At 37.7% G+C, this 19,100-nt stretch carries 17 protein-coding genes and 5 tRNA genes; 4 read left to right on the top strand and 18 right to left on the bottom strand.

Annotated features, from left to right (window positions below; all coding sequences use genetic code 11):
- Nucleotides 1-31 precede the first annotated feature (31 nt).
- Nucleotides 32-1,372, bottom strand: coding sequence for an anaerobic C4-dicarboxylate transporter (locus ACWPWK_RS14960; protein WP_109374394.1), 1,341 nt, complete (start codon nt 1,370-1,372; stop codon nt 32-34).
- Between the two features lie 403 nt (nt 1,373-1,775).
- On the opposite strand from ACWPWK_RS14960, the gene ACWPWK_RS14955 reads away from it, so the two are divergent.
- Both ACWPWK_RS14955 and ACWPWK_RS14950 read left to right on the top strand, forming a co-directional pair.
- Nucleotides 1,776-1,931 (top strand): hypothetical protein, encoded by a 156-nt coding sequence (locus tag ACWPWK_RS14955; RefSeq protein ID WP_167392503.1) that lies wholly within the window; start codon nt 1,776-1,778, stop codon nt 1,929-1,931.
- A gap of 32 nt (nt 1,932-1,963) precedes the next feature.
- Complete coding sequence (locus ACWPWK_RS14950; protein WP_160230054.1) at nt 1,964-2,134, top strand: hypothetical protein; 171 nt, start codon at nt 1,964-1,966, stop codon at nt 2,132-2,134.
- Nucleotides 2,135-2,227: 93 nt separating this feature from the next.
- Here the strand turns inward: ACWPWK_RS14950 and tyrA are convergent, their stop codons facing one another.
- The 7 genes from tyrA to ffh form a co-directional block, all read right to left on the bottom strand.
- Complete coding sequence (gene tyrA, locus ACWPWK_RS14945) at nt 2,228-3,352, bottom strand: bifunctional chorismate mutase/prephenate dehydrogenase (protein WP_109374395.1); 1,125 nt, start codon at nt 3,350-3,352, stop codon at nt 2,228-2,230.
- Nucleotides 3,353-3,379: 27 nt separating this feature from the next.
- The gene (locus ACWPWK_RS14940; RefSeq protein WP_109374396.1) at nt 3,380-4,474 is read right to left on the bottom strand and encodes a 3-deoxy-7-phosphoheptulonate synthase; all 1,095 of its coding nucleotides are present in this window, start codon (nt 4,472-4,474) and stop codon (nt 3,380-3,382) included.
- A gap of 405 nt (nt 4,475-4,879) precedes the next feature.
- Nucleotides 4,880-5,233, bottom strand: coding sequence for a 50S ribosomal protein L19 (gene rplS, locus ACWPWK_RS14935; protein WP_023580978.1), 354 nt, complete (start codon nt 5,231-5,233; stop codon nt 4,880-4,882).
- 52 nt (nt 5,234-5,285) lie between these two features.
- Nucleotides 5,286-6,038, bottom strand: coding sequence for a tRNA (guanosine(37)-N1)-methyltransferase TrmD (gene trmD / locus ACWPWK_RS14930; RefSeq protein ID WP_109374397.1), 753 nt, complete (start codon nt 6,036-6,038; stop codon nt 5,286-5,288).
- A 39-nt stretch (nt 6,039-6,077) separates the two neighbouring features.
- Nucleotides 6,078-6,623, bottom strand: coding sequence for a ribosome maturation factor RimM (gene rimM, locus ACWPWK_RS14925; RefSeq protein ID WP_109374398.1), 546 nt, complete (start codon nt 6,621-6,623; stop codon nt 6,078-6,080).
- 18 nt (nt 6,624-6,641) lie between these two features.
- A complete protein-coding gene (rpsP, locus tag ACWPWK_RS14920) occupies nt 6,642-6,890 on the bottom strand; it encodes a 30S ribosomal protein S16 (protein WP_004244772.1) in 249 nt (82 codons plus the stop codon).
- A gap of 137 nt (nt 6,891-7,027) precedes the next feature.
- Nucleotides 7,028-8,389 carry a signal recognition particle protein gene (gene ffh / locus ACWPWK_RS14915; RefSeq protein ID WP_023580979.1) on the bottom strand — a complete coding sequence of 454 codons (1,362 nt, stop codon included), beginning with the start codon at nt 8,387-8,389 and terminating at the stop codon, nt 7,028-7,030.
- A 173-nt stretch (nt 8,390-8,562) separates the two neighbouring features.
- Here ffh and ACWPWK_RS14910 point away from each other — a divergent pair, with 173 nt between their 5' ends.
- Together ACWPWK_RS14910 and ACWPWK_RS14905 are read left to right on the top strand one after the other, a co-directional pair.
- Complete coding sequence (locus tag ACWPWK_RS14910; protein WP_109374399.1) at nt 8,563-9,363, top strand: cytochrome C assembly family protein; 801 nt, start codon at nt 8,563-8,565, stop codon at nt 9,361-9,363.
- Between the two features lie 34 nt (nt 9,364-9,397).
- Nucleotides 9,398-10,672, top strand: a complete 1,275-nt coding sequence (locus ACWPWK_RS14905) for a CNNM domain-containing protein (RefSeq protein WP_109374400.1) — start codon at nt 9,398-9,400, stop codon at nt 10,670-10,672.
- 44 nt (nt 10,673-10,716) lie between these two features.
- On the opposite strand, the gene ACWPWK_RS14900 is transcribed toward ACWPWK_RS14905, so the two are convergent.
- The 10 genes from ACWPWK_RS14900 to alaS all read right to left on the bottom strand — a co-directional run bounded on the left by ACWPWK_RS14900 (nt 10,717) and on the right by alaS (nt 18,216).
- The gene (locus ACWPWK_RS14900; RefSeq protein ID WP_109374401.1) at nt 10,717-11,466 is read right to left on the bottom strand and encodes a hypothetical protein; all 750 of its coding nucleotides are present in this window, start codon (nt 11,464-11,466) and stop codon (nt 10,717-10,719) included.
- Nucleotides 11,467-11,659: 193 nt separating this feature from the next.
- Nucleotides 11,660-12,175, bottom strand: coding sequence for an S-ribosylhomocysteine lyase (gene luxS / locus ACWPWK_RS14895; protein WP_109374402.1), 516 nt, complete (start codon nt 12,173-12,175; stop codon nt 11,660-11,662).
- Between the two features lie 162 nt (nt 12,176-12,337).
- Nucleotides 12,338-13,918, bottom strand: a complete 1,581-nt coding sequence (gshA, locus tag ACWPWK_RS14890) for a glutamate--cysteine ligase (RefSeq protein ID WP_109374403.1) — start codon at nt 13,916-13,918, stop codon at nt 12,338-12,340.
- Between the two features lie 185 nt (nt 13,919-14,103).
- Nucleotides 14,104-14,180 (bottom strand) — tRNA-Arg (locus ACWPWK_RS14885).
- 55 nt (nt 14,181-14,235) lie between these two features.
- Nucleotides 14,236-14,312, bottom strand: a tRNA-Arg gene (locus tag ACWPWK_RS14880).
- Nucleotides 14,313-14,367: 55 nt separating this feature from the next.
- Nucleotides 14,368-14,444: transfer RNA gene (locus ACWPWK_RS14875), tRNA-Arg, on the bottom strand.
- A gap of 89 nt (nt 14,445-14,533) precedes the next feature.
- Nucleotides 14,534-14,610, bottom strand: a tRNA-Arg gene (locus tag ACWPWK_RS14870).
- A 9-nt stretch (nt 14,611-14,619) separates the two neighbouring features.
- Nucleotides 14,620-14,712 (bottom strand) — tRNA-Ser (locus tag ACWPWK_RS14865).
- A 466-nt stretch (nt 14,713-15,178) separates the two neighbouring features.
- Nucleotides 15,179-15,367 carry a carbon storage regulator CsrA gene (gene csrA, locus ACWPWK_RS14860; protein WP_004244778.1) on the bottom strand — a complete coding sequence of 63 codons (189 nt, stop codon included), beginning with the start codon at nt 15,365-15,367 and terminating at the stop codon, nt 15,179-15,181.
- Between the two features lie 221 nt (nt 15,368-15,588).
- Nucleotides 15,589-18,216, bottom strand: a complete 2,628-nt coding sequence (alaS, locus tag ACWPWK_RS14855) for an alanine--tRNA ligase (RefSeq protein WP_109373933.1) — start codon at nt 18,214-18,216, stop codon at nt 15,589-15,591.
- Between the last annotated feature and the right edge of the window lie 884 nt (nt 18,217-19,100).

The following is a 19,100-nucleotide window of genomic DNA, read 5'->3' as shown; positions in this document are numbered from 1 at the left end:
CTTTTCTTTTTGGTTCTTATTTTAGAATTAATTATAAGAAACCATACATCGCAGCGAATACCCAACCAAAGATACAGGAAACAGTTACACCAATTAATCCCGGTAGAATAAAGCTGTGATTTATAACAAAACGCCCTATTCGAGTTGTGCCAGAACGGTCAAATTGAATTGCCGCTAAGTCACTAGGATAAGTTGGCAGAATATAATAACCATAACAAGCAGGTGCCGATGCAATAATATAAGCCGGATCAACACCAATACCCAATGCTAAAGGAACAATTGCGGCTAAAGCCGCTGCTTGTGAATTAACAAACTTAGATACCAATAATAAGACAACGGCATAAGCCCAAGGATATTCTCGTACTAATTGTCCTAATGCAGCTTCTATTTCTTTCATATGTGCAGAGAACATTGTTTCTGCCATCCAAGCAATACCATACACGGCAACAATTGCTATCATCCCTGAACGAAATACTTCATTTTTAGAAATAAGAGAAGGGTTGGTTTTACAGATAATAATAATTGATGCGCCAGCTAATAACATAAACATCTGAATAACGAGCACCATAGATAATGGCTTGCCATTAAATACAGGACGTATTTCAGAGAAAGCACCTAATATTGCCACAACAGCAATTGCACCTAAGAAAATCCACATTGCTACCCAGTTTTTCATAGGGAGCTTTTTATCTAGAAGTGTTGCTGTATCACCATAAACATAATCATGGTTTTCAGGAACTGAAACAAATTCTTGGAAGCGCTGGTCTTTATCTAAATCTTTTCCTCTAAACCAGCTAAAGATACCAATGGCTAAAATACCGATAAAAGTAGAAGGAATAGTAATTGCTAATAAATCTAAAAATTCAAGGTGTTTACCATTAAAAGTCACATCACCGAGCATTGCGACTAAAGTAACAACGGCAACAGACACTGGGCTGGCAATAATCCCCATTTGAGAGCCGATTGTACTTGCCGCCATTGGTCTTTCAGGGCGAATATTATTTTTAATCGACACGTCATAGATAATTGGCAATATAGTATAAACAACATGCCCAGTACCACATAATATTGTAAGAGTACAAGTTACGAGTGGTGCAACAATAGAAATATATTTTGGATTTTTACGTAATAATTTTTCTGCTATTTGCAACATAACATCTAATCCACCAGATGCTTGTAATGTTGCTGATGCAGAAACAACTGCAATAATAACTAACATTACATCAACAGGTGGTTTTCCTGGAGGGAGATTAAAAACAAAAACTAAAATAACCAAACCTACACCACCTAATAGACCTAATGCAATTCCTCCCTTCCTAGCTCCATAAAATAGACATACTAATATAATGGCGAGTTGTATTAAAAAATCCATAAATTACCCCTTGAAAAACACATCGGAATATAAATAAAAAATAATACAGTCGAGTTTCCAGCATTTCTTGCAAAAAACATTGTTTATAAAATGTAATTTACGACAACTGTTATATTCATTTTTTTGATCATTGTTATAATTTTAATAATACCTTTTAATTTCATTCAGTTTTAAGATCTCATCAACAAATAACTTTTAATAAAAAGACAATGTTGAACATTAATTATTATTAAATTAAACTCAGTGATAACAATTAAATAACAACAAACAGAATATGCATTAATCTATTAATAAAAAAGATATTTATCTCATTGTTTTTAAATGTATATTTATATTCTTCTACTTTTATTTTCTAAGTAAAAATAGGTGATCTTTATCTATTGTTAAATAACAGGGAAAAAACATGAACACTTTTATCACACTGATTTTAAGTCTATTTTTTACTAATAACGTAGATGAAATTAAATTAAAAGAGAGTTATCACACTTACTCATTAACGCCTCAATCGGATTTGAACCGTTGTACAGTAAGTCCATGCCCAGATCCTAAAGACTATTAATTTTTAAGCATTTTATTTTTAAAGGAATTCTTATGAATAAATTATATATTTTAATATTCTCATTTTTATTCGCTAGTTATGCGAGTGCTTATTTTTATGATAAGGGAGAGAAAAATATAACATCAAAAATTGAATATTCTCAAAGTAATACCGCCCCCCAAGATCCTGAGATCTGTGTTTGGCCACCTTGTGATGTCTGGTAATATTCAATTGTTATTTAGTTGAATCATTAGCAAATAAAAAGCCGAACGATTGAATATGTCGTTCGGCTTTTTATTTTTTATTCTGTCATTAGTCTAAATTCGGCTATCATTAGCCTTTTGTAATAATACACCACTCTCTTTCATAAATTGAGAAGCATAATCGCCAAACCAATCACTCACGTTATTAAATGAATGAACAAACTCACTCTTTGCATTTATATCTAATAAATCGATAGCTTGACCTAGAGAACGATGATATCTACGAATTAGTTCAATATTCTCTTGTGATGATAAAATAATATCAGCATAGAGTTGAGGATCTTGAGCAAACAGTCGTCCTATCATTGCCAATTCTAAGCGATAAATAGGAGATGAGAGCCGTAGTAAACTGGCTAAATCAACTTTTTCTTTTGCTAAATGCTGACCGTAAGCAAAGGTAGTAAAATGTCGAAGTGCTTGAATAAAACTCATGTTTTTATCATGCTCTTCTGGCGTAATCGCCTCAATTTTTGCTCCCCATACCATTAATTGCTCTAACAGCCATTCAAATTCTTGATGATTTCGTCCTTCACAATAAGCCACGACCTGTTTTGCCAAACTGGGCACATCAGGGCCAAACATTGGGTGAAGACCTAAAACTGGCCCACTATGTGCCTTTAACATCGCCTCTAAAGGGGCTTTCTTAATAGAAGCTAAATCAACAAGTAAACAATCTTTAGGTAAAGCAGGAAGTTTTTCGATAACCTCAACAGTTAAATGAATTGGCACACTAATAATCACCATACCCGCATTATCAAAAATAGCAGGTGACTTAGTTTGCCATTCATCAGCTTCTAAACTTTCAACTTGATAGCCAGAAAGTGTAAACAAACGAGAAAATAGTTTACCCATTTTCCCATTTCCTCCCACAATAACGATTTTACCAAGTTGAGGGTTAAGAGTTTTAAATCCCTTGTCATTCTCTTTAGTATAGGACTCTCGCATTACTCGGCGTAACACATCTTCAATCAAATCTGGGGAAATCCCCATCATTTGTGCATCATTACGACGAGAAGCAAGCATAGCGGCTTCTCTATCAGGTGCATAAATCGGTAAGCCATGACGGTTTTTAACTTCTCCCACTTCAGCTACCAACTGCATTCTTTTTGCGAGTAAAGAAAGCAGTGATTTATCTACCTGATCAATTTGCTCACGCAAACCTTGTAATTCTTCAGCCATCTATGCTTGCCTCTTTTTTCTTTATGATTAACTAACTTTTTTTAACTGAGCTTCACGCTGAACCAAAATCGGGGAAAGTTGAGCATGTAAATTTCTTAACACTGACTCCGTTGTTTCCCAACTAATACACGCATCTGTTACTGAGACACCGTATTTCATTTCACTACGAGATTGCTCTGACGATTGATTGCCTTCATTAATATGGCTTTCTAACATAATGCCAGTAATAGATTCATTACCTTTATTAATTTGCTCAATCACAGAATCAACCACCGCCGTTTGACGACGGAAATCTTTATTAGAATTACCATGGCTGCAATCAATCATTAATGATGGTTTTAATCCTGCTTTTACCATTTGAGCTTCACATTGAGCAACATCTTCTTCATGGTAGTTTGGTGTTTTGCCACCACGTAAAATAACATGACCATCAGGGTTACCTTGTGTTTGCAATAAACAAACCTGCCCTGATTGATTAATTCCCATAAACCGGTGTGGCATAGAAGCCGCTTTCATCGCGTTAATCGCAGTATCTAAATTACCATCTGTTCCGTTTTTAAATCCAACTGGCATTGAAAGCCCTGATGCCATTTCACGGTGAGTCTGAGATTCTGTTGTTCTGGCTCCAATTGCAGACCAACTAAATAAATCACCTAAGTATTGTGGATTGTTAGGATCTAACGCTTCAGTCGCCAAAGGCAAACCTAATTGTACAAGCTCAGTCAATAGTTTACGGGCAATATGTAACCCTTTTTCCATCTCAAAGCTACCATCCATAAATGGATCGCTGATTAAACCTTTCCAACCAACAGTTGTACGAGGTTTTTCAAAGTAGACACGCATCACAATATACAGACTATCACTTAATTCAGACGCTAAGACTTTCAGGCGTTTTGCGTAATCTAACGCAACATCGACATCATGAATGGAACAAGGCCCACATACCACGAGTAAGCGAGGATCACGACGTTGGACAATTTCAGAAATTGTTTGACGTGACTGAGCAATGGCATGCAGATCATTGCGACTCAATGGGTATTTTTGTTTTAACTCTTCTGGAGTAATTAAAACCAGCTCTTCGCTGATATTCACATTATTGAGTGCGTCTTTTTGCATGATCATAATCTTTACCTTTTTATATCTGTCATTGTGATTTTTGTGTGTCTGAAAGATAAGATAACACGAGATGTAAAGAAATCAATCCATATTTTTAATAATTTTGACAACATTGTAATCATATCTTTACGATAGATATTTTTGATGCAAATAAATAATAAATAACAATTAGTTACAATAAACAAAGAGAGCATAAATAATGTGATGAAGATTGAATTAAAATACCATTTTGTAAAAATATATTTACAGTTTATCTTTTAATGAATCTCGACATATGAAGAGTAGATAAGATAGGGATATAGAGGTAAAAGAGGTAAAAACTAACAAGCAATATTTTCAACATGGGGTGATATAAAAAAGGTCAGCAAATGCTGACCTTTTAACAATAACTTTCGGATGTGCGAAAGCGTATTATTTAGCGTTAAGACGCTCTTTAATACGAGCAGCCTTACCTGAACGCTCACGCAGGTAGTACAGTTTAGCTTGACGAACCGCACCACGACGTTTCACAGTGATGCTATCTACGACTGGAGAGTGAGTTTGGAATACACGCTCAACACCTTCGCCATTAGAAATTTTACGAACAGTGAATGCAGAGTGCAGACCGCGGTTACGAATAGCGATAACCACGCCCTCGAATGCCTGCAGACGTTTTTTAGAACCTTCAACAACCCATACTTTAACTTCTAAAGTGTCACCAGGACGGAATGAAGGAACATCTTGCTTCATCTGTTCTTGTTCGATTTGTTTAATAATATTGCTCATAATAACTCTCTTACCCTAGGTAAACTGATATTAATGACATCTTGTGTCAGACTTACTCTGCTGTTCCTGACAGATGTTCCTGTTGGAACTCTGTTAACAGCACTCTTTGCTCGTCAGTCAGAGCTAGGCTTTCCAGAAGCTCAGGTCTTCTTAGCCAGGTTCGACCCAGTGATTGCTTCATGCGCCAGCGATTAATATGAGCATGGTTGCCTGACAGTAAAACTGCCGGAACTTCCATACCATCTAAAACCTCTGGGCGAGTATAGTGAGGATGATCCAGTAAACCTTCAGCAAAAGAATCTTCTTTCGCAGAGGCTGCATGTCCGAGAACACCCGGTACAAAGCGCGCTACTGCATCTATCATTATCATGGCAGGTAATTCCCCACCACTTAATACGTAATCACCTACAGACCACTCTTCATCGATTTCAGTCTGAATGACACGCTCGTCTATACCTTCATACCGACCACAAACCAGAATTAACTTCTCATTTGTTGCCAGTTCACAAACTCCTTGTTGATCGAGTTTGCGTCCCTGAGGTGATAAATAAATCACCTTTGCTCCATCACCTGCCGCAGCTTTCGCTTGATGAATGGCTTCCCTTAAAGGTTGTACCATCATCAACATACCAGGACCACCGCCATAAGGACGATCATCAACGGTATTGTGTCTGTCGTATGTAAAATCTCGGGGATTCCAACATTCTACATTAAGCAGACCATGCTTCACTGCCCGACCAGTCACCCCGTACTCGGTTATAGAGCGGAACATTTCTGGAAATAGGCTAATTACCCCAATCCACATTTTTGTGTCCCACTATTGAGAACCGTTAACCGGAATAATCTAAAAACCAGGATCCCAATCAACGATAATTTTTTTCGCTGAGAGATCGACTTTCTTGATAACCTGCCCATCAAGAAACGGGATTAGCCGTTCCCCGGCACCGAACGCATCTTTCAGATTAGCTTTAATGACCATGACATCATTTGAGCCCGTTTCCATCATGTCAGTAACGACACCCAGATCGTAGCCTTTGTCAGTTTCTACATGGCAACCCATCAGATCTTTCCAGTAATATTCACCTTCAAGCTCTGGAAGTTGCGAAGCATTCACAACAATTTCAAAATTAGTCAGGATATTAGCCGCATCTCTGTCATCAATACCTTTTAGCTTGACGATAATATCTTGGTTGTGATGTTTCCAACTTTCAATTTCAATAGTTTCCCACTGTCCATGACGTTGAATAAACCACGGTTGATATTCAAAAATGTTTTCGGCGTGTTCGGTGGAGGAAAAAACTCTGAGCCAACCACGGATCCCGTAAGGTGAACCCAATTTACCCATTACAATAGGTTCTATAGGTTCTTTTAAGGTTTTTTGTTCGCTCATTGTTACCACCGCGACAGATTAAGCGCTTTTCTTCGCTGATTTGATCAGGCCAGCAACACGTTCTGAAACTGTTGCGCCTTGAGCAACCCAGTGTTCAACACGGTCTACGTCTAAACGTAATTCTTCTGCATTACCGGTTGCCAGTGGGTTATAAAAGCCTACACGCTCAATGAAACGACCATCACGTGCATTGCGGCTATCGGTTACTACTACTTGGTAAAACGGACGCTTTTTTGCGCCGCCACGAGCTAAACGAATTGTTACCATAACATCCTCATTAGTTAATAAAACAACCAGACGCCATCGAGGAACGGAGTCCGGTTGTCATATAAAAAGCCCGAAAAGTTTACTCACTTTGGCGAAAAAAGCAATCCAAAGCACGTTTTTTTTCAGGCTTTTTGATTTTATCGGCCTGGGAATCCAGGTGGCATCATACCTTTCATGCTACGCATCATCTTAGCCATGCCACCTTTTTTCATTTTTTTCATCATACGTTGCATATCATCGAACTGTTTTAATAAACGGTTGACGTCTTGCACTTGTGTTCCTGAGCCCGCTGCAATACGGCGTTTTCTAGAACCTTTGATGATTTCTGGTTTTTGGCGTTCTTTTTTAGTCATGGAATTAATAATCGCTTCCATTTTCACTAAAATTGAATCATCCATTTGTGATTTTACTGCATCTGGCACCTGAGACATACCCGGCATTTTGCTTAACATACTCGCCATGCCGCCCATGTTCTTCATCTGCTTTAATTGATCTAAAAAATCATTTAGATCAAAACCATCACCTTTTTTAAGCTTTGTCGCTAGCTTTTCAGCTTGTGCTCTATCAACTTTGCTTTCAATGTCTTCAATTAAAGACAGAACATCACCCATGCCTAAAATACGAGAGGCAATACGATCTGGGTGGAAAGGCTCTAAGGCTTCTGTTTTTTCCCCAACACCGAGGAATTTAATTGGCTTACCCGTGATATGGCGAATAGATAATGCCGCACCACCACGCGCATCACCATCAACTTTGGTTAATACAACCCCTGTTAATGGCAATGCTTCATTGAATGCTTTTGCTGTATTTGCCGCATCTTGACCCGTCATGGCGTCAACAACAAACAGGGTTTCAACTGGATTAATGGCTTTATGGAGAAGTTGGATCTCTTCCATCATGCCTTCATCTACGTGTAAACGACCTGCTGTATCCACCAGCAATACATCATAGAATTGAAGTTGCGCATGTTTTAATGCATTACTTGCAATTGTAACTGGATTTTCTTGAACAGTTGAAGGGAAGAAATCAATGCCAACCGTTTCGGCTAACGTTTCAAGCTGTTTAATCGCTGCTGGGCGATAAACGTCAGCAGAAACAACAAGAACTTTTTTCTTCTTTTTCTCTTTTAAGAATTTACCTAGTTTTGCGACACTGGTTGTTTTACCGGCACCTTGCAAACCTGCCATTAACACAACAGCTGGCGGTTGCGCTGATAGATCAAGGTCAGTATTCACTTCCCCCATCGCATTGACGAGTTCATTTTGAACAATCTTCACAAACTCCTGACCCGGTGTCAGGCTTTTGTTAACTTCATGCCCTACTGCGCTCTCTTTGACGCGCGCAATAAAATCACGAACCACAGGTAAGGCAACGTCAGCTTCTAATAAAGCCATACGTACTTCACGCAGTGTCTCTTTAATGTTTTCTTCGGTCAGTCTTCCTCGACCGCTTATATTGCGCAATGTGCGCGATAGTCTGTCACTTAAATTCTCAAACATTATCTTAGCTCAGTGTTAAAGTTGGGCTTATCGGTCATGTATGCCACCGATTATATCACGATGACTCGCGGATCTCTGCATAGAGATTTAAGCTTAATGACTTCAATAGTTGGAGCCGTATGCTCCTAGCGCTATACTAGGAAGTTATTCAAACAATATATGTAAGCGAAACTATGCCCGTTATATCAATCTCTATCGTCGCTGTCTGCGCTTATTTACTCAGTCTGGTGCTGTTTTTGCCCGGTCTGTTACGAAAAGAGCAGAATGGATACCGCGGATTAGCTCTACTATTTGCGGTAGTTGCACTTATTGCACATGCCATTTCATTAAAATTTTTAATTTTCCGCCCCCACAGCGGACAAAATCTTTCACTCACCAATCTAGGTGCGATTGTGAGCCTGATGGTCTGCGTTATCATGACGATTGTGGCTTCTCGTGGCCGTGCATGGTTCTTGCTGCCTATTGTTTATTGTTTCGCAATAGTCAATCTTGTTATTGCAGCGCTGATGCCGGGTGAATTTGTTACACATCTTGAAAGTAGCACATCACTCTTTATTCATATTGGGCTGGCTTTATTAAGCTATGCCACACTGTTAATTGCCGCTCTATATGCTTTACAACTTAGTTGGCTCGACTATCAACTAAAAAATAAGAAACTAAAATTCTCACCTCAAATGCCACCATTAATGTCAATTGAGCGTAAAATGTTTCATATCACACAAGTAGGTGTCGTATTGCTGACACTGACCTTATGTACAGGTTTGGTGTATATGGATAATATTTTTGGTAAAGAAAATATCCATAAATCTATTTTCTCTATCATTGCTTGGTTTGTTTACATCATTTTATTATGGGGACATTTCCGAGAAGGATGGAGAGGAAAGAAAGTCATTATCTTTAATTTGATTGGCGCTATTATTTTGACATTAGCTTTTTTCGGTAATCGTTTATTACAAGAGTTAGTGCTTAATTAATTTTCTATTTTAGGGTAGCAAAAGGATCTCAATTTTGGAGCATGTGTCGACAACTACGCTCATTATCATACTTGTATGTATGATTATTGCCTCAGCTTATTTTTCTGGGACTGAAACCAGTATGATGACGATTAATCGTTATCGTCTTCGTCATGCTGCAAAACAAGGAAATCGCTCTGCAAAACGTGTGGAAAAATTATTACAACGTCCTGACAGATTGATTAGTTTAGTATTGATTGGCAATAATCTGATTAATATTGTTGCGTCTGCACTAGCTACCATTGTTGGTATGCGTTTATATGGTGATGCAGGTGTAGCAATAGCCACGGGTGTGCTGACCTTTATTATCCTTATTTTTGCTGAAGTGCTTCCAAAATCAATCGCGGCACTTTATCCAGAGCGCGTTGCTTATCCAAGTAGTGTTATTCTTTCTCCTTTGCAAAAAATGATGCTGCCTATTGTTTGGTTTTTTAATAAAATCACATTAATACTCATGCGTATTTTGGGTATCAAATCCCCAATAATACAGGGAAATGCAGTCTCAAAAGAAGAATTGAGAACTATCGTTAATGAATCTAAATCAAAGCTTTCGCAAAGAAATCAGAACATGTTGCTGTCGATTTTAGATTTAGAAAAAGTGACGATTGGCGATATTATGGTGCCAAGAAATGAGATTTTTGGTATCGACGTCAATGACGAATGGAAATCTATCGTAAGACAATTAACTCATTCTCCACACGGTCGAATTGTGCTTTATCGTGACACTCTCGACGATGCAATTGGTATGTTACGAGTACGAGAAGCTTATCGCTTAATGACAGAGAAAAAAGAATTTACTAAGCAAATTCTGATGAAAGCGGCCGATAAAATCTACTTTATTCCAGAAAGCACACCATTAAACCTACAACTCGTCAACTTCCAGCGTAATAATGAAAAAGCGGGTGTTGTGGTTGATGAATATGGTGAAATTCAAGGTTTAGTCACTGTTGAAGATATTCTTGAAGAGATTGTTGGTGACTTTACTACCTCGATGTCCCCATCTTTAGCTGAAGAAGTTATTCCACAAAAAGACGGTTCATTATTAGTCGATGGTACAACAAATATTCGAGATATCAATAAAGCTTTTGGTTGGCATTTACCTGAAGATGAAGCTCGAACGATCAACGGCGTCATTATTGAAGAGTTGGGAGACTTACCTGTTGTAGGTAATAAAATAAAAGTGAGTGACTACGAATTTGAAATACTTGAAGTTCAAGATAACGTCATTAAAAAGGCATTAATTCGCCACCTTTCAATCCCACATCATTAGTGAATACAAAATAAGCGCCTTCTAAGGCGCTTATTTCTTACTGTTTATCCTAGTTCAAATCGTAATTTGCTATTACGAAAATCAAACTCTCTGGCGGGTTTCATATAGAAAGGTTCTATCGCTTGCTCTTGTATTAGTTTTGCAGGTTTTAATTGTTGATAATCAGAATAGAAACCATGATTTTTGACCCACATAACTAAGTTTAATACAGGCTGATAAGAATAATCAGCACCATGCTCTTCACGCCGACAAATAAAACACGCAGTTTCTCCTTTATTCAAAGTAAGAGAAAGGGACTTGCGTGGAAAATTAGTAATAAGCGCCTCTTCACCGTTTATCGCTTCAATATTAAAATGATGAGGTGCTAAGCTACAAATATTTTCATATTTTAACTGTGAATTATCACCGCTATAACTGTTTGTTTTAATTTTATCTTGTTGAAAATACCAACGATATTGCTCTTCTTCTTTTTCTTTATAAAGATAATCACCACTTATTTTCATTATGGTGTTTGTTTGTGGTTTAGTGATTTTGGTAAATAATTCAGTATTGAGTTCGGATGATAGCAATAATAAATCAGGCTTGATAATAAGCTCTGGTTCACACTGAGAGCGTTTAACATACTTTTTGTGGACTCGTTCAAAGTAACGATATTCAAGTGCTTTAGAACGTCCTTGATAGAAAAAGGCATCTTTAGGAAATTGGGTACGCAATGTGCCTTTACCTACAAAATAAAATTCTCGAACAAAAAACTCTAACACTAATTTAGGTGATGAGAATTTGCGATTTTCCATAACAGAAGTGTACTCCGTGTATTAAGCATAAATTTAATCCATTACTGTGCTAACAATATAAGAAGATAAGAAAATAAAACAATGGAGTAGAGAAAAGAAAAATAATAAAGGAGATAAAAATAAAAAAGAGACAATAAATCAGGATGCGAATTTCTTGATCTATTGTCCCCTAATTTTATGAAGTGACAGTGACTTAAATATGTAGCTCTTTTAAAGTCTCTTCAGGTAATGCTAATTCATCGTTATGATTAATGCCAATACTATGAGATAAAATATCTCGTGCAATATCTTGTGCTTCTGTCAGTGAGTGCATTTCATAGGTACCACATTGGTACACATTCAGTTCTGGGATATGGTTTTGATCTTTTACTTTCAAAACATCTTCCATTGCCGCTTTCCATGCATTAGCTACACGTTGCTCTTCAGGTTGTCCAATTAAGCTCATGTAGAAGCCTGTACGGCATCCCATTGGGGAAATATCAATTATCTCAACACCATCACCATTAAGATGGTTACGCATAAATCCAGCGAACAGATGCTCTAGAGTATGAATTCCTTTCTCAGGCATGGCTTTTTTATTTGGCACAGTAAAACGTAAATCAAATACCGTGATGGTATCACCTGATGGCGTTTTCATTGTTTTAGCAACGCGTACAGCAGGTGCTGACATACGTGTATGGTCAACAGTAAAGCTATCCAATAAAGGCATAAAAAACCTCCTAAGAAAAATTTAAATATTTTTAAGAAAAAATGAAACTTTCTGCAAGTAGCCTGGTCTTAGTAATGAATACGCGCAAATTGTTATCATCCCTATTTCTCTATAGAATTTTTTAGCCACACAAATCTTAGTGTGGCTTTTTTCTATCTAAGTTTAGGAAGCCACGTTATCGGTGTTTGTCCCCGCATGGATCTTCAAATACTCATCAAAAGAAATGGTATCACTCTTTTCTAACTCTTCTTGACGTTTTATGGATGAAATTCTCTCATGATCAAAAGCTTCATCGGTTAACGTTTCATAAGGTGTTTTAATTAATTCTTGGTAATATTCTTCAGCTAAAGACAAGCCGAAACCACCAATGCCTTGCGTTTTAATTTTATCTAAAAGTCTGCCAGAGAAAGTTAATTCAGGATTATCAAACATTTCTTCTAACTTAACGCAAACTTCCATATATTTAGTGCCTGAACAGCAATCAAGAACATTAGCAACACGTTCTAAATCAGCAAATAAGGCTTTACCCACTTGAGCTAATGGCTCTTTTCTTTCACCACAACCCATTCCAATAACTTGACCTGGCTTACGTCCTTCTAGAATAACGTTATTCCAATTTGAACGGCAGCACGCTAATTCAGAGGCGCTCATTTCTGGAGCATCAGCTAATACACACCAGATCAAGAATAAATCAAGGAAGCGAATTTGAGTTTCGTCAACGCCAATTGGCGTAAATGGATTGATATCAAGTGAACGAACTTCGATATATTCAATACCACCACGTAATAACGCATCAGAAGGTGATTCATCCCCCTTAACCACGCGTTTAGGACGAATAGGCGCATAGAGTTCATTTTCAATCTGCAACACATTGGTGTTTAACTGAATATATTCACCGTTTTTCTTAACACCTAATTTAGCAAACTCTTCAGAAGGCTTATGAATCGCTTTTTTCAGCCCTTTGACATACGTTTCAAGATGATTAAAGGTGATATCTAAATCGCTTTGAGATTTATTGGTATACCCTAAATCACTTAAACGTAATGAAGTTGCATAAGGTAAATACTTCGCCCCTTTAGGAGTACTTTCAAATGGTAGATTTGTTTCTCTTCCTTTTAAGAAAGATCCACAAATTGCCGGTGATGCACCAAAGAAGAATGGAATGATCCAGCCAAAGCGATAATAGTTACGAATAAGACGTAAGTAACCATCAGAAATCGCCTCTTTCCCACTCTCTTCATCTTTTACATTTGCCCATGCTTGCCAAAATTCGATAGGCAGTGAGAAGTTGTAATGCACACCTGAAATAGTTTGCATTAACGCGCCATAACGATTTTTAAGCCCTTCACGATAGAGTGTTTTAAAACGACCAACATTAGATGTACCAAATTGAGCCAAGGTAATCTTATCTTCGGCTTCAATAAAGCAAGGCATACTCATAGGCCACATACGTTCATTATCTAAGTGACGTGCTGTATAGCGATGTAAATCACCTAAAAAATGCAAGGTATGTGCAATGTTGTCATCAACAGGTGTAATAAACTCTAATAGAGACTCAGCAAAATCAGTTGTGATCCATTTATGAGTTAATGATTTACCTAATGAAATAGGATGCTCTGTTGATGCTAAATTGCCTTCTGGCGTAACTCTTAAAGTTTCACGCTCTATACCACGGTGGATGCCACATAAAACTTTAGGGTGTGCTTCCAACCAAGAAAGCGCTTTTGATACGTCCGGGATCAAAGGTGACCTCCCGCGTTGATTGATGTTAGTAAATAGATAGGAGTTACTTTATCGCAAAGTCACTAAATTGTCGCTGATTAGATGATGTTAGCATTGTTAGTTGGTGCTAAACAAAGACGTTATATTATGAAAAATAATAGAATGGTAGAAAGCAAAAAGCCCCGCAATAAGCGAGGCTTTTAAGATGGTGCATCCTGGAGGATTCGAACCTCCGACCGCTCGGTTCGTAGCCGAGTACTCTATCCAGCTGAGCTAAGGATGCATCGTAGTTACTTTTCTAGCTGCTCATATTGCAATTAGCAATCTGAGTAATGAGATGGTGCATCCTGGAGGATTCGAACCTCCGACCGCTCGGTTCGTAGCCGAGTACTCTATCCAGCTGAGCTAAGGATGCATCGTAGTTACTTTTCTAGCTACTCATATTGCAATTAGCAATCTGAGTAATGAGATGGTGCATCCTGGAGGATTCGAACCTCCGACCGCTCGGTTCGTAGCCGAGTACTCTATCCAGCTGAGCTAAGGATGCGCCGTTTTAATACTTTACGCTTTTAATGCAAATTATTCACCATTTGCACCAAAATAAAAACCCCATACATTAATCATGGGGTTGGAATATGGTGCATCCTGGAGGATTCGAACCTCCGACCGCTCGGTTCGTAGCCGAGTACTCTATCCAGCTGAGCTAAGGATGCAAATCTAAATGGCGGTGAGAGAGGGATTCGAACCCTCGATGCAGCTTTTGACCGCATACTCCCTTAGCAGGGGAGCGCCTTCAGCCTCTCGGCCATCTCACCATATTTAGAACCACTCGAAGAAGTTCTTACTGAACATCTCGTCTCTGTGTGGCGCACATATTACTTTCTCAGCCTAAGAAGTCAAACAATTTTTCTCAACTTTTTACGAATATACGTTTGTTTGAACACTTCACAAACAAACTGATGCGTTTATCATCAAGATTGGCTAAAAAAGTTCTAAACACAATGATATCTCTGATGAAAAATCATTCAAGTATTTTATTCTCTTAGTAAATAAATTCATTCACACATCAAATAATTGTGAAGCGAATGATTAGAGGTAAAAAGACTTTCAATTCTGTCAATCAGAATAAACGGATAGTGTAATAATAAATACAGTTCAAGGAGAGCGAAGATAGGAACAAAGAAAGGAATCAAAAGTCTTATAAAGAGAAAAGCGCCCAAACCCGGCAAAAGTGTGGACGCTTACGAATGAATTGTAACTGACTAAAAAATGGGAATTGATTTAGTAGTTATCAGTAGGCTGAGTTTTCTCGGCCTGAATTCGTTGATAGATCTCTTCACGATGGACTGATACTTCTTTGGGTGCGTTTACGCCAATCCGTACCTGATTACCTTTAACCCCTAAAACGGTTACGGTCACATCATCGCCTATCATAAGCGTTTCACCAACTCGACGAGTTAGAATAAGCATTCTTTGCTCCTTGAAAATTTACAAGAGTCGGGTCTCTAGAATTTCCCGGCCATTATCCATCATACATTGTCAATTCGTATAATCATTATTTATCACAAGTAACTCATACTTCATAACAAAATATAAATTTAGTGATTGATTATTTAACGTATTATCAATATCTCTATAAGGCGTTATCCCGATACAAACAGGGATAGCGCCTTTTTTCAGGTTGCTATCGCTTACAGATGCGATTCAACCCACTCGTCAACACTTGCCAAAGCAGCAGGTAAGGCTTCAACGTCAGTACCACCAGCTTGAGCCATATCAGGGCGACCGCCACCTTTACCGCCAATTTGCTGTGCTACAAAACTAATTAGCTCACCCGCTTTAACTTTAGCAGTTAAATCTTTAGTGACCCCAACAATTAAGCTCACTTTACCATCAGAAATAGTAGAAAGCACAATAATTGCAGAACCTAATTGATTTTTTAAATCATCAACCATTGTTCTTAACATTTTCGGCTCAACACCATTAAGCTCACGAACTAAAAGTTTGATACCTTTCACGTTTTTAGCTTGGCTACCTAAAGAGGAACTCTCTTGGGCAGCTTGCTGATCTTTTAGTTGTTGGAGTTCTTTTTCTAATAAACGATGTTTTTCTTGGACTGTTTTGATTCTTTCGACCAAGTTTGTACCATCACTTTTTAGAACTTGTGCAACAAGAGAGATAAGATCTGATTGTTCATGAATACTCTCAATTGCTGCAATGCCCGTAATCGCCTCAATACGACGAATACCAGCCGCAGTACCTGACTCACTGACAATGCGGAATAAACCAATATCACCCGTTCTAGAAGCGTGAGTACCACCGCAAAGCTCAGTAGAGAAGTCACCCATGGTTAAAACACGAACGCGTTCGTCGTATTTTTCACCAAAGAGTGCCATCGCACCTTTTTCTTTCGCATCTTCAAGATCCATTAACTCAGTAACAACAGGTGAGTTAAGACGAATTTGCGCATTTACAATATCTTCAATTTCTCGTAATTGTTCTGGTTTAACAGCTTCAAAATGAGAAAAGTCAAAACGCAGATATTTATCGTTAACTAAAGAACCTTTTTGCGTGACATGCGTGCCCAGAACTTGGCGCAATGCAGCGTGCAATAAGTGCGTCGCAGAGTGATTTAAACGAATAGCGTCACGACGAGCAGTATCAATGGCTGCATTGATTTTATGGTTAACAATAAATGACCCTACGTTAACTTTACCAATATGACCAATAGCTTTACCGTATTTTTGCGTATCTGTGACTTCAAACAGGCTATCTTTACCTGTTAGAACACCTTTATCACCAACTTGACCACCAGACTCTGCATAAAATGCGGTTTTATTTAAGAAGATAATACCTTCTTCACCTGCTTTTAATTCAGTGACTGATTGTCCGTTATGGAAAATAGCGGTAATTGTGCCCTGCTGTTCATCATGCTCATAACCAGAAAACTCACTGCGGCTATCCACTTTGATTAAACTATTATAGTCAGTACCGAAACCGCTGGATTCACGAGCGCGTTTACGTTGCTCTTCCATCGCGACTTCAAAGCCTTTTTCATCAACTTTGATATTTCTTTCACGACAAACATCGGCAGTTAAATCAAGAGGGAAACCATAAGTATCATAAAGACGGAAAGCGGTTTCACCTGGAAGAACGTCATCTGTTAATTGAGCAAGCTCTTCATCTAATAATTGCAGACCGCGTTCTAACGTGCGAGCAAACTGCTCTTCTTCCGTTTTTAATACTTTTTCAACGATATCTTGTTGGCGTTTTAATTCTTCACCCGCTTCTGCCATAACTTCAATTAATGGAGCTACTAACTTATAGAAGAAGGTATCTTTAGCGCCAAGCATATAACCATGACGTACTGCACGACGAATAATACGACGCAGAACATAGCCACGGCCTTCATTAGAAGGGATAACGCCATCACAAATAAGGAATGAACAAGAACGAATATGGTCGGCAATAACACGTAATGATTTATTTTCTAAATCAGTTGCATTAGTCACTTGTGCAACTGATTTAATTAAAGAACGGAATAAATCAATGTCATAGTTAGAGTTTACATGCTGTAAAACAGCGGTAATACGCTCTAATCCCATTCCTGTATCAACCGATGGTTTTGGCAATGGATCCATTGTGCCGTCTGATTGACGGTTAAATTGCATGAAAACGATGTTCCAGATCTCAATATAGCGATCGCCGTCTTCTTCTGGTGAGCCTGGAGGTCCGCCCCAAATGTGGTCACCATGATCATAAAATATTTCAGTGCAAGGTCCACAAGGACCTGTATCACCCATTTGCCAGAAGTTATCTGATGCAAATGGTGCGCCTTTGTTATCACCAATGCGGATTATTCTTTCTGCTGGAATACCAATTTCTTTATTCCAAATATCATAAGCTTCATCATCTGTGGCATATACCGTTACCCAAAGTCTTTCTTTAGGTAAGTTGAACCACTCTTTGCCTGTTAATAATTCCCAAGCAAAATTGATTGCATCATGTTTGAAATAGTCACCAAAACTGAAATTACCTAGCATTTCAAAAAAGGTATGGTGACGAGCGGTATAACCCACATTTTCTAAATCGTTATGTTTACCACCAGCACGCACACAGCGTTGCGCGGTTGTCGCTCGGGAATAAGGTCTATTATCCAATCCAAGAAATACATCTTTGAATTGGTTCATCCCTGCGTTTGTAAACAGCAATGTTGGATCGTTATTTGGAACCAAAGAACTGCTAGGTACTATTTGATGTCCTTTAGTATGAAAAAAGTCGAGAAACGCCTGACGGATCTCAGCGGTGCTTTTGCTCATAATTATCCCGAAATCAAGCTGGAAAAACAGAAATTAGAAATCTAGTTAGAGGAGGTTTATTGTTACCTCTACTTAGCCAACGAATACATAAGTAGGGATAAGATAGAATTTCTTCTGTCAGAAGTAAAACCCCCGATAAACTTATTCGTGTTGACATTGTAAATCGTCTAGTTTTTTTCTGAAAGTGGGATTGTTATCTGAGAATGGGACTTTTCTCTCTTTAAGAGCAATTATCTTGGGAAATGTTAGCAACTTAAAGTATTTTCATTTTGTAATTATTAAAAAGTATTTGCTATTACTGTTTTTTTGTGGAGTTACTCTTTATACGTTTATTTTCTCTGGATAATCTCTTTTTCTTATTGCAATTAGTAATAAACACATAGATGTTATTACTTAAATAAAATATTAATAGCGCGATAACTTACTAAAATAAAAGCACTTATCCGTATAAAATTCATCTTGCACCTCAACAAACCTTTAAATGCAATTTAAATTAGATCCAAATATATTGAAGATATTTATCTTTATATGTCAATTATTTATTATCTGATGCAACTAGACTATCGTAATGATTCTTATTTAGATTATTTATTAACAAGGATATATCACCAAAATTTCACTATATAAAACTTCATACAACTATAGAAAATAGGTTAGTAAAAAATATCGTTATATTAAGTAAAGTAGTGTTAAAGGCTATTTTTTAGAAAAAGAAAACAAAATAAGACTGATTTTAGCTCTCTTTTGAATAAAAAATACGACATATAGCAAAAAGGAAGCCATTTTATAGCTTCCTTTTCTAAGTGAGTTAAATCACATTAATTGACTAGTGATTTACAACTACGATAATCGTAATATGTTTTAATACACATTCAATTTAGTCA

Source organism: Proteus sp. Marseille-Q3619, from assembly GCF_965283115.1.
The sequence above is the reverse complement of the archived record's forward strand: the minus strand, read 5'-3'. Positions and strand labels throughout refer to the sequence as shown.